Raw genomic sequence first — 21,318 nt, 5'->3', positions numbered from 1 at the left:
CACGAGAGGTCGGACGATCACCGATGCCCGCACCCCACACGCTGCCGCACACCACATTCACACCGACCTCATCAGTTGATCGGTGCATCTGGGCTAAGTCTTCCCGGACTCGGGAGAGGAGTGTCTCCCAGGACTGTTCGGAGCTGACGTCGTGGGGCAAGTAGTGGCAGCCTAGCTCGGCGGCTAGGTCGCGGCCGTGTTTTTCCGAGCCGCCGGCGATCACGACAGTGGCTCGGGCACCTACAAGCGCTTTGACGATCGCAGCTCCGATGCCGCGGCTGCCGCCGGTGACGATGGCGGTCTCGGCGCTCAGGTCGGGCGTCGAGGCAGTTGTGTCTGTGGACGGATTGGCGTTCATTGACATTCCTCCCCAAGGGGTGATCGAGTCGAGGAAGGGTGGCTAGCGCTGCTGTGAGTGCGACCGCTGCCCTCGGTGACGAGATAGTTGGAGTTGGGTTGGCTATGGGCGCGAACGTGCCGTTGCGTAAGCACTCCGCGGCCGAGTGTGTGGTTTATAGCGAGCGCGGGACCGATGCCGACGGCGACGACGAATCGGGCGGTGGTTCCAGTGTCATCGAGCTCCGGATCAACAAGTTCTCGGCGACTCGACGTGGTGGCGGCCCGCCCCCTTCCGCACCTGGTCATCATCCGGCGGCGACGCTCATCCCGCCGTCGGCCATGACGATCGATCCGACGAGATACGCTGCTTGTTCCGAGGCCAGAAATGCTATGACTTGCGCGATTTCGCGTGGCTGGGCGGCGCGGCCGATCGGCGTCCCGCTGCCGTGCTCGGCGAGGAAGCCCGATCCGTCTTCGTGTATCTCATCGAGGATGTGGGTGATCACGTCGCCCGACCCGACGGCGTTGACGCGGATTCCGTGTTCGATGACTTCGAGGGCCAGCGCGCGAGTCAGCTGAGCGAGTGCGCCTTTCGAGGCTGCATATGCCGCGATTGTGGGAAAAGCTTGGAAGCACGCGTAGGAACCGACGTTGACAATCGCACCCGACTTCTGCGGCGTCATAGTCCGTACGGCTTCTCGGGAGTGCAGAAATGCGCCCGTGGCGTTGACCGCGAGTATCGAATTCCAGTCGTCGAGGGTCATATCGGCGACGGTTTTGTTGATGATGATCCCGGCGTTGTTGACCAGAATGTCGAGCCCGCCGAATCGCTGCTGGGCGAGCGCAACGGCACGGCGGGCACTGTCCTCGTCGGTGACATCGGCGACTAGCGGGGCGACGCTCGGGCTAGCTAGCGCCTCGACGGCAACGTTGCGGTCTTCAGCGACGACCCGGACCCCGCGCTCTACCAACAATTCCACGGTGGCTCGCCCAATACCGCTGGCTGCGCCGGTGACGATTGCGACTTTGTCACTGAGATCGTTTGTTTGGACGGGAGTAGTCATGTTGATGCCTTTCGTGTTGGTATGACTAGCGAGGGTCAGGTACCGACAGCGGAGTTGTTTCGCTGCCGTGCGCCGGTGTCCAGCTCTTGATCGGCGTGAAGTAGTGCAGGTCGAAGACACGCTCGACCATGCCCCATTGACCGTCTTGTCGCTCGAATCGGTCGTGGTAATTACCGCCCACCTGTGTAGGGCCCGACTCGATGTTGGTGACGAAGCAATCGAGGGCGGTCGTGGCTGTGGCAGTGTCGCCGTCGATGTCGATCACAGCGTTCGACATCCAATGATGCATCCGCGGGCTCTGGGACCAGAGCTGGTGGGCCGCGCCTACGATCGCATCCACACCTGTGAAGTTGCCGAAGGGTTCGCCGAGGCTTAGCGTTGCGCCTTCGTGCCAGATGCTTCGCAGTGTGTCGATGTCTTGCAGGTCAAAGGCATGGGCGTACTGCCCGATGAGGCGTTCGATGGCACGTTGGCTTTCAAGGCGGTCGATTCGGGCTTCAATGTCAGGAACTTGCGGCATCTCTTCCTCCGTGTCCTTAGGGTAGTTGGATTTCCGCGAACGATCGTGGCGTCGCCCAGACCACATACTTACTGTCAATCTCGTCGAGCGTGTAGCGACGGGCGGTCATTCGTCTCGCTCTAGCTGACCGTGCCTCGTTTATTCGCAGCACCAGGCGATGCAGTCCCTCGGGAGACTCGCCGAACACTTCGGCCTATTCATTCTCTGCACCCGTCTTGTTACGACGAAACGGTGTCTTTCCTCATCGAGCCGCTAATGCTTCGTCCTCCGCATACCGGAATGCTCTGCCCGGTAACGTAACCGGCATCGGCGTCGGCAAGGAACGCAACGGCCCGTGCGACATCGACGGGCTGTCCCACTCGGCCGACCGGGATGGATTGACGCACCCGCTCGATAATCTCGTCGGGCATCGAATTCGACATCGGTGTTTCGATGAACCCGGGCGCAATGCAGTTGACGGTGATGCCGTCGGTTGCAAGACCCAGCGAGAGGCTTCTACTCACGCCGGCGATCCCGCCCTTGGAGGCGGCGTAGTTGGTGGAGCCGAAGTTGCCCAGCCAGGCGCGTGAGGTCAGCGAAATGATACGGCCGGTTCCCGAGCGGCGCAGCGCCGGCAATGCGGCGGCAGTGGTGGTCAGCATTCCGATCAGATTGACCTCGAGAACCTGCCGGAAGACCGCGGGATCCATCTTCTCGATTCGGGCGTCCTTGAGGATCCCCGCACAGTTCACCAGAACATCGAGCCCACCGAGCCGGGAGACGGTGGCATCGACCGCGGCTTGCACGGATTCCCGGTCGGCGAGGTCCGCGGCGCGGACGGACACAGCGGCACCGGTGGCCTCAGTGATGTCGCTCGCTACTGCTCGCAATCCGGTTTCGGAGATGTCTGAAAGGCCGATGCTGTATCCGAGTTCGGCCAAGTGTTCGGCGATGCCCCGCCCGATACCGCCCGCAGCGCCGGTGATGAAGGCGACGCGAGGCCGTTCTGCAACTCTCTGGTCGTCGGATCTCATGGGTGCAGCCTTCCGAGGTCGGTGCCGTTGGCGGCGTAAATTTCCTGACCGGTCACCGTAGCGGCATGCTCGGCGGTGAGCGCCGCGATCAGCTCGGTAACGGCTGGTTCGTTGGGATCGGTGTCGTAGAAGACTGCGTTCGCGGCGCCGCCGTGCCGCTGCAACTCGATTGCGACAGACCGGACGAAACTGATCAGAGCCCCGGTAACCGCGCAGTCCAACGGCCTGAGCGGGTCTCCCAGTGCCGCCGTCGCCGGGGCGAGGACGACAACCCGGCCACGATGGCGTGCTTCGGTGATGGCCGGCCAGTGATGCTGAACGGCGGAAAAGGCAGCCATCAGCGGATGCGCCACCGTCTGCTCCAGGTCCGCGGTGTCGATCGTCTGGTCACTTTCTGTGCCGCGGTAGACGAGCACCACGACCGAGGAGGCGGGTGCGCCGGCGGGCCGGGCGGTGTCGGTGAGATCGATCGTGGTGAACGTGGAGGTGGTCATCGCGTCACCAGCAGTACTGTGACAGAGCCGCCGTCGGTGCCGCTGACGGTGCCTCCCTTGCAGTAGGCGAGCCCGATATTCGCTTTGTCGACCTGCCGTTGACCGGCACGGTCAGTGAGTTGCCAGGTGAGCTCGCAGATTTGCGCGACACCGGTGGCACCTACTGGGTGTCCACGACTGAGGAGGCCACCGCTGGCGTTGACGGGGAGTTTGCCGCCGATCGAGGTGTTACCGTTCTCGGCCCACCTACCTCCCTCGCCGACGGGGACAACGCCGAGGCCTTCCAGGCGGACGATCTCGGCGATCGTGAAGCAGTCGTGCATTTCTACCAGGTCGATGTCTTCGGGCCCGTATCCGCTGATGTCCCAGGCCTGTTCGCCCGCGCGGCGGGACACGTCCTCGTCGTTGAGGTTGGTGTCGGCAGTGACGACCTTGCCGCTGACCAGGGCACAGCCGGCGACGCGCGGAGCTGATGATCGCCCGAGTTTGGCGAGTCCGGCAGCACTGCACAGCACCACCGCGGCGGCGCCGTCGCTGATGGGACTGCAATCGAGCAGTCCCAGTGGATCGGCGATGGTGCGGGCGTCGACGACTTCCTGCAAACTGATCGGCCGCTGGTATTGAGCGAACGGGTTGTGTACCGAGTGGGCGTGATTTTTCACGGCCACCGCGGCAATCTGCTCGCGGGTGGCACCGTGGTCGGACATGTACCGCCGAGCGCTCATCCCGTGATTGGCGGCCATGACAAGGCCGTTGATGGCATCGAGGTCCGTGGGGTCGGGCATGACCCCACCGGAGACACGGTCGGTCATCTTCTCCGCACCGATGACCAGCACGATGTCGTACAGGCCGGCCTTGATTGCGATCCAGGCTTCGCGGATCGCGGTCGCACCGCTGGCGCAATAGTTTTCGTGGTTGGAGACGGGAAGTCCGCCCAGGCCCATCTGCGCCGCGACGCGTTGGCCGGCAACCGGACCGCCGAAGACATGCCCGACGTAGACGGATTCGATGTCCTTGGTGCTCACGCCCGCATCGGACATCGCTTCGCGCGCTGCGCCGACGGCAAGTTTCTCGAACGTGACGTCGACGGGGTACTTGCCGAATCGCACCATGCCGGCGCCGGCAATGTAAGTCTCGCTCATCGGTTCTCCTCGGTGCCCCGGAAGCGGTACCACCACAGTGGTTCTCCGGTGGAATCGGTCTTCAATGTGAACAACTCGACAGCAACTTCGTCGTCGATCTCGACGGCACCTGTCGCCGCGCCCAACAATCGGACACCGTCGTCGAGATCGACGGTCACCAGGGTGTACGGCGTCTGCAACGGCGGCGGGGCTTGGTGCACGACGGTCCAGCTGGTGACTCGACCCCGGCCGGCCAGCATGACGTTGTCGACAGCGTCAGACCCGCAATGAGGGCACAGTGACCGCTCCGGGAAGGAGCGTCGGCTGCACACCCGGCAGGCGACACCCTTGAGGCCCTGCGGCTCCAAACTGACGACATCGCTTCTCAGTGGTAAACCTATGGAAGTCATGGACTACACTCCGCCTCTCTGAACTAGCTGCGCTGCAATGACATTCTTCTGGATTTCGTTCGTGCCCTCACCGACGATCATCAAGGGGGCGTCGCGGAAGTACCGCTCGACGTCGTACTCGGTCGAGTAGCCGTATCCGCCGTGAATACGCAACGCGGACAATGCGATCTCCATCGCTGTCTCGGAGGCGAACAACTTCGCCATTCCAGCCTCCATATCACAGCGGAGCCCCGCGTCGAATCGACGTGCCGCGAACAGGGTCAGCTGACGTGCGGCGGTGAGTTTGGTTGCCATGTCGGCGAGTTGGTGACCGATGGCTTGATGCTTCCAGATCGGCTTACCGAATGACTGTCGATCCTGTGCGTATTGCAGTGCGTCTTCGAGCGCGGCGCGGCCAACACCAAGGGCGCGGGAGGCGACCTGGATGCGACCGGTCTCGAGGCCCTGCATCATCTGGGCGAAACCGTGTCCCTCGGCGCCGCCGAGTACCGCCGACGAGGGAACTCGGAAGTTGTCGAAGGAGATCTCGCAGGTCTCCACACCCTTGTACCCAAGCTTGGGGAGATCACGGGAGACGGTCAGACCGGGGCCGTGCTCGACGAGCAGGATGGAGATGCCCTTGTGCTTCGGGGTGGCCTGGGGGTCAGTCTTGCAGAGCAGGGCGATGAGCCCGGACCGGCGCGCATTGCTGATCCAGGTCTTCGAACCGCTGACGAGGTATTCGTCTCCGGCGAGGCGTGCATGGGTGCGCATCGCCTGGAGGTCGGAGCCGCCGCCGGGCTCGGTCAGGGCCATGGTCGCGCGCAGTTCGCCGGTGGCCATCCGCGGAAGGTAGGTGGCCTTCTGCTCGGCGGTTCCGAAGGTGGTGAGCAGTTTCGCGACGACGGTGTGACCGCCCATCGCGCCGGCCAAGCTCATCCAGCCGCGCGAGAGTTCCTCGGTGACCTGGACATAGCACGGCATCGAAACCGGGGCGCCCCCGAATTCTTCGGGAACGGCCAGCCCGTAGATGCCGATTTCCTTCATCTGTTCGATGAATTTCTCGGGGTACTCGTTCCGGTGTTCCATCTCGTTCACGACGGGCTTCACATCACGGTCGATGAAGTCGCGGACAGTCTGGATGAGGAGTTGTTCTTCCTCGGGGATTTCGAAATTCACGTGAGAGTCCATCTGTCAGTGGTCGGCGAGCGGAGCCGCCGGGGTGGGCATCCCGGTGGCGTCGAGCCCGAGTTCGATGAGCGCACGTTCGCGTAGCCGGGCCTTGGGTACCTTGCCGCTGGCGACCCGCGGGAAGCCGGCGCTGGTTCCGAAGATCACATGATGCGGGGCTTTGTACTTGGCGGCCTTGCTGCGGACGTGGTCCTGGATCCGGGCGAGGGTGACGTCGTCGCGGTCGGCGTCGACGAAGACGACGATCGCCTCACCGCGGACGATGTCGGGGATGCCCACGGCATGCACTTCACGGACGCCGGCGATCTCCCCGACCAGTAGTTCTACTTCGAGGGGGCTGACGTTGATGCCGCCGGGTTTCATCATCTCCGAGAGCCGGGAGTGGAAGTGCAGGTACCCGTGCCGGTCCATGTATCCGAGGTCGCCGGTGCGGAAGAAGCCGTCGGTGGTCATGACCTCGCGATTGCGGTCGGGATCCTTGTAATACCCGCGCATGACGTGTCCGCGGATCAGGATCTGTCCGATTTCACCGGCCGGTAGCGGGTCGTCGGTTTCCGGGTCGGCGACGCGGATGTCCCAGTCGGGGAGGGGGCGGCCGATGGTGCCCTCGGCCCGCTCGACGGGGTCGTGGGCATCGGTCAGCGCGCACAACCCGTAGGACTCGGTCAATCCGTAGATGCTGGTACCCAGGGTCAGTCCGAGTGCGGCGCGGGCGAGTTGACGGTCTGCTTTGCTCAGGCCGAGGACACCCTTGCGAAGGCTGAGTTGGCGGCGAGCGCGGTCGGGATGGTCGACGAGGCTCCGGGTCATGTTGCCCAATCCGTAGTAGGCGGTGCAGCGTTCACGTTCGAGCAGTTCGAGGGCTCGGCCGGGTTCGTACACCTCCATGAGAACCACGCACGCGCCGTGGGTCCAGGTCGCGCCGAGGGCCTGGACGACACCGAGTCCGTAGAACAGCGGTGTCGCGAGAAATGACCGGTCCTGCTCGTCGAGCGCCTGCCGTTCGCCGATGTTGAAGGTATTGACGATGGCGTGGTGGTGTTCGAGCGCGACACACTTCGGTCGCGCCGTGCTGCCACTGGTGTAGATGAGGTACACGAGGTCGTCCGGCTCGACAGCGGCTTCGGCGCCGGCCAGTACCGCATCGCTGATCTGCTCTCCGCGCCCGAGGAACTGGTGTAGCGGTACCGCAGCCGGGAGGCGGTGCTCTCCGAGCTCGACGACCTGGCGCAACGCCGGCAATGCCGTGTCGTGGAGTACGCCGTCGGTGCCGGGTTCCTTGGCGGCCGCCGCGACGGTGCCCGCGACGATGGGCACATAGTCCGTGCCGCGCAGCCGGTCGAAGAACAGCAGGGCCTTCACATCGCCGTGGTCGAGCGCGTACGAGAGCTCATCGGTCTTGTACCAGGTGTTGATCGGCACGACGGCGGCGCCTATCCGGGCCCCGGCCATCGCGGTGTACAGCCATTCGGGTCGGTTACCTGCCAAGATGGCGATCGAGTCACCGCGGCCGATCCCTATGGCTAGCAGTGCCTTCGACCATCGGCTGACCTCGTGATCGAGCTCGGCGAAGGTGATATCGGTGCCTTCGAAAGAGATCGCGGCGCGGGTGGGGAAGCGGTCGGCCATTTCGTGCAGCAATGCCCCCCAGGTGTGTGCGGTAGGAGCTGATGCGGTCATTGGAGTTCCTCGGGTTGTGCAGGCGATGAAACGATTGGGGCAGCTGCAGGTGGGGTGGGGGAGCCGGGGATTTCGACGGGAAAGGCGAGCACGCGCCCGCCCTTGGCGACGGTGACAATGAGACGGTCGAGCGCGGGGCCGGCGAAGCAGACGCTGGTGGGCATCGTTCCTTCACCGATCGCCAACTGCTCACGCATCTGCCCGGCCGGGTCGAAGTAGGTGACGGTTCCCGATTTGCTGCCCGCCACCCACAGCCCGCCCTGCGCGTCGATGGTGATGCCGTCGGGGGTGGAGACAGCGATCTGCGGGAAGTCATGATCGACGGTCGCGGTGTGGGCGGTGACCAGGTAGCGGCGTACCCGGTTTCGGGCGGTCTCGGCGACGTACAGGTGTTCCGGGTAGGGCCCGAACGCGATGCCATTGGGGAAGAAGACGTCGTCGAGAACGACTGTTGCGTGATCGGCCGCGGGATCGTATCTCCAGACGCGACCTGGCAGGGCCGCGTCGCCGAAGCCGTGTCCGTTCGGGTCGGTGAACCAGAGGGCGCCGTCCGGCCCGAACGTGCAGTCCGACGGGGCGTCTACATTTCCGCTGGAGATGATGCTCGGCGTGGCGGGAGCACGGTAGTCCCAGACTTGGATGGACGGAGAGACCGGCAGCTGTGATCGGGTAGGCATCACGTCGCCACCATTCTGGGTGATCCACAGTCGCCCGTCGCGCCCGAGCGTCATGCCGTTCGGTCCGCCACCGGTTTCGGCGGCCGCCACAGCCGGGCGACCGTCGAGGAAGACCTCGTACAGCGCGCCGCGGCTGAGGCTCGTGACGAACAATCGGCCGTCGGTGGTCCACACCGGTCCCTCGGTAAAGCCGATGTTCTCTGCGAGGGTCAGGCCATCGTCGATCGTTCTGGTGGTGATCGAGGGTGCCGCCATCAGTGCTGTCCTGTTCTGGTTGTCGCCGCCGTCGCGCAGATGGTCGACGCCCACTGCGTCATCAAGGTCTCTGCGGGCTTGCTCTCGCCGCCGTTGGCGGCGCCCGGTGTTCTGCTGTATCGGGGAGCGGGCGCCGGTTCGACGCGATCCTCCCGGAGAAGGGTGCCCCGGGACTGCATGTGCGGGTCGGTCACCGCCTCGTCGAGCGTGAGGACGGGGGATACGCACGCGTCGAGTTCGGCGAAGACCGCCGTCCATTCTTCGCGGGTTTTCGTCCGGAAGATACTCGCGAACCGATCCTTCATGGCCGGCCACTGCGCCTGGTCCTGTTGTGCCGGCAGGTCGGTGTCGGCGAGCCCGAGACCGCGGAGTAGCCGCTGGTAGAACTGCGGCTCGATACTGCCCACGGCCATGAAAGCGTCGTCTGCGGTTCGGTAGACGTTGTAGAAGTGCGAACCGCTGTCGATGCTGTTCGTGCCGGGTTCGCTCGACCAGTTCCCGGTGGACTTCCGATTCCAGATACCGCTCATCAGCAGGCTGGTTCCGTCGATCATCGCGGCGTCGACGACCTGACCGACATTGCTCGTCACCCGCTCGTAGAGCGCGGCGAGTATTCCTGTGACCAGAAGCATCCCGCCGCCGCCGTAATCACCTACGAGGTTGAGCGGCGGAACGGGAACTTCCCCCTGGCGGGTGATGGACCGGAGGGCACCGGTCAGCGCGAGATAGTTGATATCGTGCCCAGCGGTATTCGCGAGCGGTCCGTCCTGCCCCCAGCCGGTCATCCTGGCGTAGATCAATGCAGGATTTCGTCCCAGGCAGATGTCAGGCCCCAGTCCAAGACGTTCCATCACACCCGGCCGGAATCCTTCGATGAGCACGTCGGCGTGTCCGATGGCATCGAGAGCACGGTCGCGTTCGTGTGGATCCTTCAAATCGAGACTCAGTTCGCCGGCCCGGCATCGTCCGAGGATGCCGACGTCGTTTGTGTTCTGGCCGGGCCGGTTGATGCGCAAAACTTCCGCGCCGGCGTCGGCGAGCATCATCGCGGCGAACGGTGCCGACCCGAGCGCGGCGATCTCGACAACGCGTAATCCACGGAGCGGGCCGCGAGAGGGGGCTGTGTGGGTCATGTGCCTTCCTTGTCGGCTGGGACGAAGATCAGGTGTGACTCTCCGTCGTCGGTGGTAGTGAATTCGGCGCGGACTCGCTGCCCGATCCGGAGCGAGGAGGACGTTGGCACCCCGGCGAGGTTCCCGTAGATCTTGGCGCCCTCGTCGAGTTCGATGACTGCGACGACGTACGGGTTCGGTAGGTGGAAACCGGTCAGGTAGGTCTTGTGGAAGGTTGCACACGTCCACAACTGTCCCTCGCCGCTCACCCGGTTCCACCGGGGGCTCTCCGTGCTTCCGCATCGAGTGCAGACCGCTTTCGGCGGAAATTGCTGGGTTCCGCAGGCCGCGCAGATGCTGATCAACAGCTCATGGCGGGCCAGCCCCTCGAGGTGGGCGGTCAACAGATATCGGGGGTTCATGCCTGCGCTCCGTACACGACCGAGGTCACTACGGGAGCGGCGCACAGGTATTGGGCGATGGTCGCATCCTGTACCTGGCGGTCTCCGCAGGTTCTCCTCAGCTGGCGGACGGCCTCGACGTTCAGCGCCCACCCTTGCATGTAACTTTCCGACAGATGACCGCCGGAGGTGTTGATCGGCAGCTCACCGCGCAGCCCGATTCGGCCGTCTTGGATCCATGCTCCGGACTCGCCCGGTGCACAGAATCCGAGGCCCTCCAGGGTGAAAAGCACATTGGGGCTGAAGTTGTCGTATGCCATCAGGACATCGACGTCGGCCCGGCTGCAATCGGCCATTGTGTACGCCTGCTGCCCTGCGGTGGCGATCGCCTCGCGCCAGAAGTCGTCCGGGGGGAAATCGGAGTTGCGTAGCTGACCTTGTTGTCCGAACCCCAGGACATGCACGGGCGGTTGAGCGCAGTCTCGGGCTCTCTCAGCAGATGTGAGGATCATGGCCACCCCGCCGTCGTTGATCAGGCAGTAGTCGTAGATCTTCAGCGGTTCGACGATGAATCGGGACTCGAGGTAGATCTCGCGTGAGATGGGATCTTTGAACACGGCGTGCGGATTCAGCGATGCGTGGTCTCGCAGGGTGACCGCGACCTGCGCCAGTTGTTCGGCGGTGGTGCCGTACTGCGCACAGTGCCGCTGGAACATCATCGCGTAGAAAGCTCCGGGCGAGGTCATCCCGTACGGCAAGGTCAGCGCCGGATTGGTGCCGTATCCCTCGGCGGCCGCGCTGGCGCTCGCGCCGCCGCCTCCATAGGTGTGCCCACCCGAGCGCCCATTGTTGCCGTACACCAGCGCGATGGTGGAGGCCATTCCGGTCGTGATGGCCAGTACCGCCATCTGGATGGCGATGCCGGTCATACGTCCCTCTGCCGGCAGCTGCGCCGTCCAACGTGGCTCGATTCCCATCCGCGAGGCCACCGTCTCGTAACTGCTCACCCGGTTCACGATCAACCCGTCGAGGTCGCGCGCGGTCAATCCGGCATCGGCGAGTGCGGCCTCGAGTGCGGTCAAGGCCAAATCGTCGGCGGAGGAACCCGGTAGATTGCCGAATTCGGTCGTGCCGACCCCGACCACCGCGGTGGCCGCGCGAAGTGCGGCGCGATCTGCGCGATGAACCTGCACTGAAACTCCATTTGATAATTGATACATACGGACAACTTACAAATTACTGTGTCATTTCCGGCAGTGTTTCGCAAGAGGGGATGGGGTCGGTGGTGTTCCGAATACTTCTGTGCTGCTGGGGGATCGGCGCGCGGCAGAGTGGGGTTTACCGGGTTTACCGGATGCGCGGGCATGCCAAGGCGCCTCCCGGGCTAGAGGAGCCCGGAAGGCGCCGAAGTGCTGGCTGGCGCTCAGAGTGAGAAGTCGATGATTCCGCGGATGTTCTTTCCGTCCCGCAAGTCCTGATAGCCCTGGTTGATCTCGTCGAGCTTGTAGCGGGTGGTGATGAGCTCGTCGAGCTTGAGCTGACCTGCATCATAGAGTCGCAGCAGCCGGACGATGTCGTACTGCGGGTTCGACGAACCGAACAGAGTGCCCTTGATGGTCTTCTCCATGAACACCATTTCCTGGCCTGACACGTGGACAGTGAGGTTGGCGGCGTTGGACACGCCCGTGACCACCACTGTCGAGCCCTTTCCGATCACCTTGAATGCCGCCGTAATGGTTTCCTCGTCCATGGTGCCGATGAGCACGAGGGCCTGGTCGGCGCCCTGGCCCCAGGTGAGTTCGGTGACCTTTTCCTGTGCTTCCTCGGCGCTGGAGAAGACATGGGTCGCTCCGAATTTGAGCGCGGTGTCTCGCTTGAATTCGACCGGATCGACGCACACGACGTACTTCGCTCCGGCGTGCACCGCACCCTGGACCGCGTTGGTGCCCAGTCCGCCGATCCCGTAAATGACGGTGGTGTCTCCGGGGCGAACGTTGCCGGCGTTGACTGCGGTGCCCCATCCGGTCGGGACGCCGCACCCGACGAGCACCGCGCTGTCGAGTGGAAGCCAGTCGTCGACCTTTACGACCGAGTACTCAGACACGGTGGCGAATTCGGAGAAGGCCCCGAGCATGCAGAAGGCACTGTAGTCGGTGCCGTCCTTGTGCAGCCGGAAAGTGCCGTCCGGCATGCTGCCTTCGAGAATTGTGGATCCGGCATCGCAGAGGTTCTGGCGTCCGGTCGAGCAGTACCGGCAGATGCCGCAACTCGGTGTGAAGCTGCAGACCACATGGTCACCGACCACGACCTTCTTCACCCCGGGGCCGATCTTCTCGACGATGCCCGCTGCTTCGTGTCCGCCCACCATCGGATAGCGCACGGCTAGATCGCCGTCCATCATGTGCAGATCCGAATGGCACAGTCCGGCCGCAGACATCCGCAACATGACCTCCCCGGGGCCGGGATCGTCGATGTCCAGCTCCACGATCTCGAAGGGGGCGTGGGGTGCGGTCAGTACGGCAGCGCGTGTCTTCATTGTTCTTCCGATCGTTCGAGGGGGTTTCAGCTGTGCATGGTCCAGACGGACTTGGTTTCCAGATATCCGTCGAGGCTGTCAGGGCCCAGGTCACGGCCGTAGCCGGACTGGTGGTACCCACCGAAGGGAGCTGCTGGATCGGTCAAACCCCAGCCGTTGACGTAGACGGTCCCGGCCTGCAGTCGGCGTGTCATCGTCTGGACGGTGTTCACGTTCTTCGTCCAGATACCCGCGGCCAAGCCGTAGTCGCTGGCATTTGCTCGTTCGATGACCTCGTCGATGTGGTCGAAGGCAAGAACCACGAGGACCGGACCGAAGATCTCCTCGCGGACACATTCCATGTCGTCGGTCACGTTGGCGATGATCGTCGGGGGGTAGAAGTGTCCGGTCAGATCGGCGGGAACCTGCGCGGGCTGATAGACCGTGGCGCCCTCGTCCTTTGCACGTTGGACGTATCCCTGGACGCGCTCGAGTTGCGCACCGTTGGCGAGGGGCCCGAAGTCGACGCCCTCGTCGATTCCGTGTCCAATCCTCAACTGCCCTGCGATCGAGGTGAGCTGTTCGATTACCTCGTCGTGAATGTCCTTATGAACGAACAAACGGGATGGGGCACTGCAGGTCTGGCCGGAGTGCCAGAAGATGCCACCCGCAGAACCGGTCACCGCCTCCTCTACATCGGCGTCGGGGAGGATGATGTTGGCGGACTTGCCGCCCAGTTCCAGGGTTACCCGTTTGACGTCGTCTGCGGCTTGACGGGCGATGCGCTTGCCGACCTTCGTCGAACCGGTGAATGTGAGCTTATTGACCCCCGGATGGGCGACCAGTGCTTGACCAGCGGTGCCGCCGGTGCCCGGCACGACGTTGAGCACGCCGGGAGGCAGTCCGGCCTCGATGGCCAGCTCCGCCAGCCACAGCGCCGACAGGGGTGTTTCCTCGGAAGGCTTGAGGACCATCGTGCACCCGGACGCCAAGGCGGGACCGATCTTCCAACCGCACAGCAGAAGTGGGAAGTTCCACGCGGTGATCGCGCCCACCACTCCGACCGGTTCGCGTTCGGTGCGTAGGTGAATGTTGGGATGAGACACCGGGACGGTCGAACCGACGATCTTGGTGGGCCAGCCGGCGTAGTAGTGGAACGCCCGCGCGGCGAACTCGACATCGATGTTTCGTGCTGCGCCGAGAACCTTCCCCGCATCGAGGACCTCGAGCTGGGCGAAGTCGTCGGCGTGCTGGTAGATCAGATCGCCGATGCGATGAAGGATGCGTCCGCGGTCCAGTGGACTCATCTGCCGCCACGGGGCGGACTCGGTGAACGCGCGCCGGGCGGCATCGACCGCGGCGGCGACATCGTCCACTCCTCCGGAGGCCGTAACCGCGATCTGGCGGCCGGTTGCCGGGTCGAAGACGGGTATCTCCTCGCCGCTGAGCGCTGAGCGTCGTTCGCCGTCGATGAAAACGTGCGGAGCGGTTTTCAGACGCTCGACGACAGCGGAGGACAGAAGGTGATCAGTCGATGCGGTGATTGTCATCGTGCCTCTCAATGGATATGTGATACATCAGGTGTGACTCACGTTACGTCATCGAGGTGCTTCAAGTCGAGTCCGCCCAACCGCCCAGCGCGTCCGACACGCGGCCCTTCCGCCGCCTCGGCGGCACATAGGCAGAAGAGAGGCTGTTCAGGGCTATTTATCTGGTGCCACTGTTAGTGGGAGAAGCTGTCGGCTTATGACGTAACGCTGTGTCGGCGGACCGCGCTACACTAGCCAGTGTTGATGATTGATCAAATAAGGGGAGTCGATATGACAGCGTTCGACGCCGGAATCGATGTGCCGAGCAGTGCTGCACGGAACGGTGGCCGACGTGAGGACGCTCGTCCTCAGGTTCTGCGGCGGAACATGAGTGGTCAGGTCGTCGACTACATCAAGACGATGATCTTCGACGGGTCTCTGATCCGGGGGCAGCGAGTGCCCCAGGACCAAATCGCCAAAGATCTCGGGGTCAGTCGCCTGCCGGTTCGGGAAGCGCTCATCGCCCTCGAAGCCGAGGGATTGATCGACTCCGAACCGCATCGTGGTTCCTTCGTCGTTCCCATCCTGCGCGAGGACATCGACGATCACTACCGGATCTACGGAATGGTGCAGGGGCTCGCATCGCGCCGCGCCGCATCCCGGATCACCCAGCCAACGCTTGCACGGCTGCATGAGCTGCACGAACTCATGCAGAAGAGCGACGATCCTGAGCTTCTTCACAACCTGAACTGGGAGTTCCACGCCCTCATCAACCAAACGGGTGGCAGCCGGCGCCTACTGTCGGTGCTGCGGCAGCTTGCCAAGAACCTGCCACGGGCCGTATACGAGGCACCCCCCGGTGCGAGTCCCGAAGCCAATCGGAGTCACCAGAAGATGCTGGACGCTTTGGAGCGTGGGGACGGGGCAGGGGCAGACGCTGCATCGCGCGAACACGTTCAGTTCGAGGGGGAGTACGTGATCGCCAAGCTCAAGCGCGATGGGATCCTCGCCGACGACGACTAACGGCAGGCGAAAGACCAGTCAGTGGCCGGGATCACCGGACTTCCCCGTCGACGACGAGAAGAAATGGCCCTGGCGCTGGCGGGCGTCCGCCTTGTCAGTAAATCGGGTAGTCGAATCGCCGCTGGTTCAAGACGAGCGCAATGACTTCCGCCCGTGTCCGCATGCCCAGCTTGCGCAGGATGTGGCTCACATGAAAGCGCACGGTGCTCTCGGCAATGTAGAGCTGCTGTCCGATTTCTCGGTTGGACGAGCCGTCGACCAGGCACTCGAGCCCGTCGCGTTCTCGACCGCTCAATGATGCGCCGCGCGTTCCAGCGCCCCCGTCATCGGTGTCGCACGGAACGGCGATCAGCTGGCCGAGGATGTCGAGAGCTGCGCCACGGGCCGCGCGGTCATCCAGCCCATCTGATCGCAGTGCCGTCACGGCACGGTGGACAGCGAGCCACCCGGAGGCGCCGAGAACTGCCTCGTTCCGCGAATGGCAGCGGTCACGATCGGGAAGGGTTGTCGACACTTGCTCCTCTTTCAATGCTCGGACGCTCCTCGAATGTATCAAATCTATCCTTCCTCAACGATATCGTGGTGACACGTTCGGAAGACCTTTCCCCATATAGACGCAGGTAAAAGCAATTCTGAGAGAGTGCTTCGGGGGAATGTCTTGCCGAAAACGGCAGAAGACTTGATAAGTGATGCAAAAACCCGCAAACTATGTGGCGCACGCCACTGCGCGATCTCGCTCCTCCTTGAGCCCCTTTGACGTCACCAGGAGACCCCATGACAGAAATTGCCGTTGACGACGACGGTTTGCGCGAAAGACCACCAACCGCCACTCTTGCCGCGGATGATCGGCTGCGGCCCTATCACTGGGCTGTCATGGTGCTGGGGGTGCTCGGCTATGCGACCATCGCGGCCGACGCCGCAATTTTCCCCACCAGTTACCCCCTCGTCCAACAGAGCCTGGGTTTCTCCGACAGTGCCGTCGGATACATCTATGCAGGCGGATTCTTCACCTGCGGTGTCATCGCCATGTTCCTCATCGGCCCATTGACGGACCGATTCGGACGTAAACCGCTCTTCGTAGCGGCTATCGCGATTTGCTCGGCGTTCACTATTCTTACTGGATTCGCCTGGAACACAGCATCATTCGGAATTCTACGGTCGATTGCAACCATCGGTTATGTCTCGTGGGGACTGGCTACCGTCCTCATTGCGGAATCGGTACCCGCGAAGCATCGCGGATGGATGACCGGGACCGTACCAGTGGGGTGGGCCATCGGATTCGGATCATCGGCCTTCTTCTCCGAACACATCGCCGCCAGCATGGGATGGCGGGCGGTGTTCTGGATCGTCGGCATACTCCCCTTGGCCTTCGGTATCGCCGTCTCCTTCGTCATCAAGGAAACACCGCACTTCCAGGATCTCCAGCATGCCCGTCGAACTGGGGCGAGCAGGTTCCACATCGACGTCGCCAAGACGGAGAAAAGTGTGCTCTCCCAGCTGTGGGCGGCCGATATGCGTCGCCGCACCATCGGGGTGACCCTGTTCTTCCTCTTCGTCGTGCCCCAATACGCCATCATGTCCTACTTCGGACTGAGCTTCCTGCAGGGTAAGGACATTTCGTTCCTCGAGGCCAACCGGGCAATCACCTGGGCAAACTGGCTCGGGATCGTCACCATCCTCGCCGCCAGTTTCGTCACACGGGGCAAGGGTGCCCACTACACCCTCACCGCCGTCGGGGTGCTCGGATCCGTATGCGCAATCTTCATGGTGTACCTGGCGACACCGTCGACGATCGTGCCCTGGTTCATCGTGTACGTCTTGATCACCATCGGTCTCTGGGGCGGGTCCTCGAATTTTCTCCAGGAAGCCTTTCCCACGCGTATTCGTGGCACGGGCGGAGCATGGGGTTCGGGCATGTTGTGGACCAGCTACGGGACTCTCGCGCTCATCGTCGCCCCTCTGCTGACCATCTACAGCTGGAATGTGTTGGTCATCGTCTTCGGTGCCGTTCTACCGCTGATCGCGCTGATCGGCCTGCGGATGGTCCCCCGGCCGAAGGCACTCAACTCCAACCTCGAAGACCTGGTGCACTGACATGCGTTGCCGCGCAAACGGAACCAACCGGAGCCTTGCGCCCCCGTGGTCGAACGCCCTCTCCCCGACTCTCCCCACCGGCCTCCGGCCGAGCTACACGACGCACTGGTCCGAAGGAAAGAGCCGATGAACGATTTCGACGTCACAGACCATGGGCACGGCCCAGCCGTGCTCTTCAGCCACGGCACGCTCCTGGACCGGACCATGTACGCCGAGCAAACCGCTGCTCTGGCCGATCGCTACCGAACCATCGCCTACACCAGCAGGGCTGGAACGTCGGAATACGGCACTGAATACGACCTCGACTCCCTGGTCACCGATTGTCTGGAGGTCGCTGCCCGAGCAGGAGTCGACCGATTCGTACTGGTGGGAATGTCGGTGGGCGGTTTCATGGCGATCGAGTTGGCCCTGAAGTACCCGGATCGGCTGGCCGGGCTGGTCCTGATGGACACGATGGCAGACGCCTACACCAGCGAGGAGAAGGCTCAGTTCGCCGAAGTGTTCAGGCCCATGAAGAGCGAAGAGCCGATCTCCGCGAGCTTTGCACAGACCTTTGTTCCGATCATCTTCGGCCCGAAGGCCATCGCGAACCGTCCCGACTTGATCGATCGGTGGGTGCGCAAGTGGCGGACGAGATCGTCGCGGTCGGTATGGGGCGAGTACAACTCGTGGATCGGCAAGAGTGAACGCCTTTCCCGACTGTCCGAGATACAGATTCCGACCCTCATCGTGCACGGTGAGGACGACAACGGCATCGACGTCGCCGCAGCCGAACGGATGCATGCCCGGATACCGGGATCGGCTTTCGCCCGAATCCCCGGCGCGGGTCACTTGGTGACCGAGGAGAACCCCGACGCCGTGACAACGGCGCTGACCACTTTCCTAGAGGCCCTACCGCGGTGGTAGACCCAGCAGTTCAGATCTTGAGCATCCGTGGACTACCTGCTCTCCCGTCGAACGGCTTCGTCATTCGGCGCCGCGCCGAACTGGTGATCGACGGCGAGCTATCCGCATGAGTGTCGCTCGACTCCAGCCACCGTGGACCACGTCGCCGTGGCCCATCCCTCACGTTTACTGTTTTCTCTGGAGGAACCATCATGAGCGTGTCTGAAAAACGCTCCACCACAAAGATGCTGCGGGTTACCGCAGCAGGATTCGCCGGCACCGCCCTCGAATATTACGACTTCTTTCTCTACGGGACCGCCGCAGCCCTCGTGTTCGGACCGCTGTTCTTTCCGTCATACAGCCCGCTGGCGGGGACCCTCGCCTCCTTCGCGACCTTTGCGGTCGGGTTCCTGGCTAGGCCGTTGGGCAGCGTTCTCTTCGGTGGAATGGGTGACAAGGTCGGCCGGCGCAAGACGCTCGTGGTCTCGCTGTTGATGATGGGCACCGCGACGGTTCTCATCGGCGTGTTGCCGACATTCGAGCAAGTCGGCTGGTTTGCGCCGCTCCTGCTGGTCACCCTCCGATTCGTGCAAGGCATCGCGATGGGCGGGGAGTGGGGTGGAGCGGCACTGATGCTTGTCGAGCATTCACCTCCGCACAGGCGCGGGCTGTATGGCAGCACCGTCCAGATGGGGGTGCCCGGTGGACTCCTGTTGTCGACCATCGCCATCACGGTCAGTGATCACATTTCCGGCGACGCTTTCGACACCTGGGGATGGAGGATCCCGTTCCTGCTCAGCGGCGTCCTCTTCGCCATCTCGATGTTCATTCGTCTCGGCGTCGAGGAAACTCCGGACTTCACCGCACTGCAGTCCGCATCGGCCCAGCAAAGCACCCCGGTGCGTTCACTGCTGCGCAATCAATGGCGGGAAGTCGCTCTGGCTGCGGGCGTTATCGCCCCTGGAGGGATACTGTTCTATCTGGTTTCCACCTACGCCGTCTCCTACGGCACCACAGTCTTGGACCTCAGCCGCACCACGATGCTCAATGCGCTGCTCGCCGCCTCGCTCGTCTATCTGATCAGTCTGCCGGTATCCGGTCATCTGAGTGATCGGTTCTCCCGCCGTGCCGTTATTCTGACCGGGTGCGTCACCGCGCTGTTCGGAGGTTTCGTCTTGTTCGGGCTGATGAACACCGGGTCGGGCTGGGCCGCGTTCTTGGGTATCACCTTCATGCTGGCGGTGGTGCACTCGGCACTGCAAGCCCCGCAGCCGGCCTTCCTCGCGGAGCGATTCAGTGTCGATGTCCGGTTCAGCGGCGTCGCGTTGAGTCAGGCGCTGTCAGTCAGCGTCATCGGAGGCACCGCCCCGTTCATGGCGACGCTGTTCTACAGCTGGACACACTCGACCTGGCTGATCTGTACCTGGCTCGCACTCTGGAGCGTGGCTGGGGCCGTCTCGACGATCGCGCTCAGCAGGAGACCATGCGCGATCGACGATGCCGACCAGCTCCCGGCCGATACCGACCGGGACCCCCGACTCGGTGCGTCACGACAACTGACCGGCAACCACGAATAGTTCCGTGGATGCGGATAGCTCCGCGGATAGCACATCCGCGGAGCTATGCGCCGGGGGTGCCCAGCGCGCCACCGACATAACGCCACTCGATCCGGCCACGCAGCCCGCCGAGAATCTCATCCGGTGTCGTCCCGAGCGCGTGCGCCCACTCTTGCGCCCCCGCGGTGCCGCCCACAGTTCCCCCGAACAACACCGCGCGATCTCCCTCCGCGACATCGTTGTTCGTCCCGAGGTAGACCAGTATTTGATCCATGCACACCCGCCCGACCTGGGGTCGCCACCTGCCGCCCAGCAGCACCGACATACGGCCACCCAGTGCACGCGGAATCCCGTCCGCGTACCCCACAGGCAGCAGTGCGATCGAACAGTCCCTCTCTGCCACCCACCGGAACCCGTACGACACGCCGTCGCCCGCCGCGATCTTCTTCACCAGCGCCACCTCCGCCGACAAGGTCAGGGCCGGAACCAGTTCCGCTTCGAGGGCAGAACCCGTCGGCGCGACGCCGTACAGACCGAGGTCGGCGCGGACCAGGTCGAAGTGCAAGTCATTGCGCCTCAGCGTGTGTGCGCCGGCGAGATGGGCGATCTCGAAGGTCACACTGGCCGCGCGTGCGGACTGTAAGTATTCGAGAAAATGGTCGCGGTGTCGATCCATCACAGCGTCGGCATTCGTGTCGCCGCCGGTCGAGGAGTAGATGCCGCGAACGTGCACTATCCCCTCCGATTGAGCGGCGCGTAGCGACCGGAGCAGATTTGCCCAGTGCGGGACCCGGTGGGGGGAACGACCGCAGTCGACGGCTACCTGGACCGTCGCAGTTGTTCCTCGCCGTGCCGCCGCCGTCACGGCCGCCACCTGATCGGCGGATTCAACCGTTACTGCGATGCCGGTTCGGATTCCCGCATCGAGACAGTCGTCCCCGATCCCTTGTACGGGCGCGAACGCCAGGACTGGGGCGCCGATACCGGCCCGGTGAAGGGCGCACCCTTCGGCGATCGTCCGAACCCCCAGTTCCCGCGCTCCAGCCGCCAAGGCGGTGGCCGCGACCGGCACCGCACCGTGGCCGTACGCGTCAGCCTCGACTACCGCCATCAACGGCGCCGTCCCGGCCCGAGCGGTCAGTGCTCTCGTGTTCCGGGAGACGGCGTCGAGGTCGACACAGGCCTCGATGGCAGGTCGCCGGCCTTCGGGAGATGCGGCGCTGCGAGCGATATCTGTTTTCGAGTGGAAGGCTGACATGGTTAGGGCCCTCGATTCGATGGCAAGCGGCCACCCGCATAGGGGGGTGGGGGAGGACGGGCAGTGCCTCGGACGAGGCTGCGAATTCTGCCTGACACCTTACTCGGCCACTACTTCGGTCATCGGGCGTGCAATTGACCGCGTTCGGCGCCAGGTCGGTCGGCGACCAGATTATCCTCGATGCAGTAGGCGAGGTGGGTGA

The 21,318-nt window shown here is 63.6% G+C and carries 21 protein-coding genes; 4 read left to right on the top strand and 17 right to left on the bottom strand.

What is annotated here, in order from left to right:
- The 15 genes from ACFWAY_RS39910 to ACFWAY_RS39840 form a co-directional block, all read right to left on the bottom strand.
- Nucleotides 1-358, bottom strand: a 358-nt coding sequence (locus tag ACFWAY_RS39910) for an SDR family NAD(P)-dependent oxidoreductase (RefSeq protein ID WP_378514442.1), incomplete at its 3' end; no start/stop codon positions are given.
- A 286-nt stretch (nucleotides 359-644) separates the two neighbouring features.
- Entirely contained in the window at nucleotides 645-1,403 is a 759-nt protein-coding gene (locus ACFWAY_RS39905; RefSeq protein WP_378458340.1) for an SDR family NAD(P)-dependent oxidoreductase, read from the bottom strand.
- A gap of 25 nt (nucleotides 1,404-1,428) precedes the next feature.
- Nucleotides 1,429-1,923: a nuclear transport factor 2 family protein gene (locus ACFWAY_RS39900; RefSeq protein ID WP_378514441.1), complete on the bottom strand. Its 495-nt coding sequence runs from the start codon at nucleotides 1,921-1,923 to the stop codon at nucleotides 1,429-1,431.
- Nucleotides 1,924-2,141: 218 nt separating this feature from the next.
- Nucleotides 2,142-2,936: an SDR family oxidoreductase gene (locus tag ACFWAY_RS39895; protein ID WP_378514440.1), complete on the bottom strand. Its 795-nt coding sequence runs from the start codon at nucleotides 2,934-2,936 to the stop codon at nucleotides 2,142-2,144.
- Nucleotides 2,933-3,430 (bottom strand): hypothetical protein, encoded by a 498-nt coding sequence (locus ACFWAY_RS39890; RefSeq protein ID WP_378514439.1) that lies wholly within the window; start codon nucleotides 3,428-3,430, stop codon nucleotides 2,933-2,935. Before ACFWAY_RS39890 ends, ACFWAY_RS39895 begins: the two co-directional genes overlap by 4 nt.
- Entirely contained in the window at nucleotides 3,427-4,572 is a 1,146-nt protein-coding gene (locus tag ACFWAY_RS39885; RefSeq protein ID WP_378458336.1) for a thiolase family protein, read from the bottom strand. Before ACFWAY_RS39885 ends, ACFWAY_RS39890 begins: the two co-directional genes overlap by 4 nt.
- The gene (locus ACFWAY_RS39880; protein ID WP_378514438.1) at nucleotides 4,569-4,961 is read right to left on the bottom strand and encodes a Zn-ribbon domain-containing OB-fold protein; all 393 of its coding nucleotides are present in this window, start codon (nucleotides 4,959-4,961) and stop codon (nucleotides 4,569-4,571) included. Before ACFWAY_RS39880 ends, ACFWAY_RS39885 begins: the two co-directional genes overlap by 4 nt.
- Nucleotides 4,962-4,964: 3 nt before the next feature.
- Nucleotides 4,965-6,131: an acyl-CoA dehydrogenase family protein gene (locus ACFWAY_RS39875; protein WP_378514437.1), complete on the bottom strand. Its 1,167-nt coding sequence runs from the start codon at nucleotides 6,129-6,131 to the stop codon at nucleotides 4,965-4,967.
- A 3-nt stretch (nucleotides 6,132-6,134) separates the two neighbouring features.
- Nucleotides 6,135-7,811 carry an AMP-binding protein gene (locus ACFWAY_RS39870; protein WP_378514436.1) on the bottom strand — a complete coding sequence of 559 codons (1,677 nt, stop codon included), beginning with the start codon at nucleotides 7,809-7,811 and terminating at the stop codon, nucleotides 6,135-6,137.
- Nucleotides 7,808-8,743, bottom strand: coding sequence for an SMP-30/gluconolactonase/LRE family protein (locus ACFWAY_RS39865; RefSeq protein WP_378458333.1), 936 nt, complete (start codon nucleotides 8,741-8,743; stop codon nucleotides 7,808-7,810). Before ACFWAY_RS39865 ends, ACFWAY_RS39870 begins: the two co-directional genes overlap by 4 nt.
- On the bottom strand, nucleotides 8,743-9,876 hold the full coding sequence (locus tag ACFWAY_RS39860) for a CaiB/BaiF CoA transferase family protein (RefSeq protein WP_378458332.1): 1,134 nt from the start codon (nucleotides 9,874-9,876) through the stop codon (nucleotides 8,743-8,745). The genes ACFWAY_RS39865 and ACFWAY_RS39860 overlap by 1 nt, the downstream gene beginning before the upstream one ends.
- Nucleotides 9,873-10,277: a Zn-ribbon domain-containing OB-fold protein gene (locus tag ACFWAY_RS39855; RefSeq protein ID WP_378514435.1), complete on the bottom strand. Its 405-nt coding sequence runs from the start codon at nucleotides 10,275-10,277 to the stop codon at nucleotides 9,873-9,875. Before ACFWAY_RS39855 ends, ACFWAY_RS39860 begins: the two co-directional genes overlap by 4 nt.
- Nucleotides 10,274-11,449 carry a thiolase family protein gene (locus tag ACFWAY_RS39850; RefSeq protein ID WP_378514434.1) on the bottom strand — a complete coding sequence of 392 codons (1,176 nt, stop codon included), beginning with the start codon at nucleotides 11,447-11,449 and terminating at the stop codon, nucleotides 10,274-10,276. The genes ACFWAY_RS39855 and ACFWAY_RS39850 overlap by 4 nt, the downstream gene beginning before the upstream one ends.
- 230 nt (nucleotides 11,450-11,679) lie before the next feature.
- On the bottom strand, nucleotides 11,680-12,792 hold the full coding sequence (locus ACFWAY_RS39845; RefSeq protein WP_095869761.1) for an NDMA-dependent alcohol dehydrogenase: 1,113 nt from the start codon (nucleotides 12,790-12,792) through the stop codon (nucleotides 11,680-11,682).
- A 26-nt stretch (nucleotides 12,793-12,818) separates the two neighbouring features.
- Entirely contained in the window at nucleotides 12,819-14,321 is a 1,503-nt protein-coding gene (locus tag ACFWAY_RS39840) for an aldehyde dehydrogenase family protein (RefSeq protein WP_378458328.1), read from the bottom strand.
- Nucleotides 14,322-14,564: 243 nt separating this feature from the next.
- Here ACFWAY_RS39840 and ACFWAY_RS39835 point away from each other — a divergent pair, with 243 nt between their 5' ends.
- On the top strand, nucleotides 14,565-15,323 hold the full coding sequence (locus ACFWAY_RS39835; protein WP_378458327.1) for a GntR family transcriptional regulator: 759 nt from the start codon (nucleotides 14,565-14,567) through the stop codon (nucleotides 15,321-15,323).
- A 94-nt stretch (nucleotides 15,324-15,417) separates the two neighbouring features.
- Here ACFWAY_RS39835 and ACFWAY_RS39830 read toward each other — a convergent pair whose 3' ends face one another.
- The gene (locus tag ACFWAY_RS39830) at nucleotides 15,418-15,747 is read right to left on the bottom strand and encodes a LuxR C-terminal-related transcriptional regulator (RefSeq protein ID WP_378514433.1); all 330 of its coding nucleotides are present in this window, start codon (nucleotides 15,745-15,747) and stop codon (nucleotides 15,418-15,420) included.
- 350 nt (nucleotides 15,748-16,097) lie between these two features.
- Here ACFWAY_RS39830 and ACFWAY_RS39825 point away from each other — a divergent pair, with 350 nt between their 5' ends.
- The 3 genes from ACFWAY_RS39825 to ACFWAY_RS39815 all read left to right on the top strand — a co-directional run bounded on the left by ACFWAY_RS39825 (nucleotide 16,098) and on the right by ACFWAY_RS39815 (nucleotide 19,879).
- Nucleotides 16,098-17,417 carry an MFS transporter gene (locus ACFWAY_RS39825; RefSeq protein WP_378514432.1) on the top strand — a complete coding sequence of 440 codons (1,320 nt, stop codon included), beginning with the start codon at nucleotides 16,098-16,100 and terminating at the stop codon, nucleotides 17,415-17,417.
- 126 nt (nucleotides 17,418-17,543) lie between these two features.
- Complete coding sequence (locus ACFWAY_RS39820) at nucleotides 17,544-18,323, top strand: alpha/beta fold hydrolase (protein ID WP_378458324.1); 780 nt, start codon at nucleotides 17,544-17,546, stop codon at nucleotides 18,321-18,323.
- Nucleotides 18,324-18,514: 191 nt separating this feature from the next.
- The gene (locus tag ACFWAY_RS39815) at nucleotides 18,515-19,879 is read left to right on the top strand and encodes an MFS transporter (RefSeq protein WP_378514431.1); all 1,365 of its coding nucleotides are present in this window, start codon (nucleotides 18,515-18,517) and stop codon (nucleotides 19,877-19,879) included.
- 43 nt (nucleotides 19,880-19,922) lie between these two features.
- Here ACFWAY_RS39815 and alr read toward each other — a convergent pair whose 3' ends face one another.
- Complete coding sequence (alr, locus tag ACFWAY_RS39810) at nucleotides 19,923-21,116, bottom strand: alanine racemase (protein ID WP_378514430.1); 1,194 nt, start codon at nucleotides 21,114-21,116, stop codon at nucleotides 19,923-19,925.
- Between the last annotated feature and the right edge of the window lie 202 nt (nucleotides 21,117-21,318).

Source organism: Rhodococcus sp. NPDC059968 (assembly GCF_042738615.1).
GTDB lineage: Bacteria > Actinomycetota > Actinomycetes > Mycobacteriales > Mycobacteriaceae > Rhodococcus_F.
The sequence above is the reverse complement of the archived record's forward strand: the minus strand, read 5'-3'. Positions and strand labels throughout refer to the sequence as shown.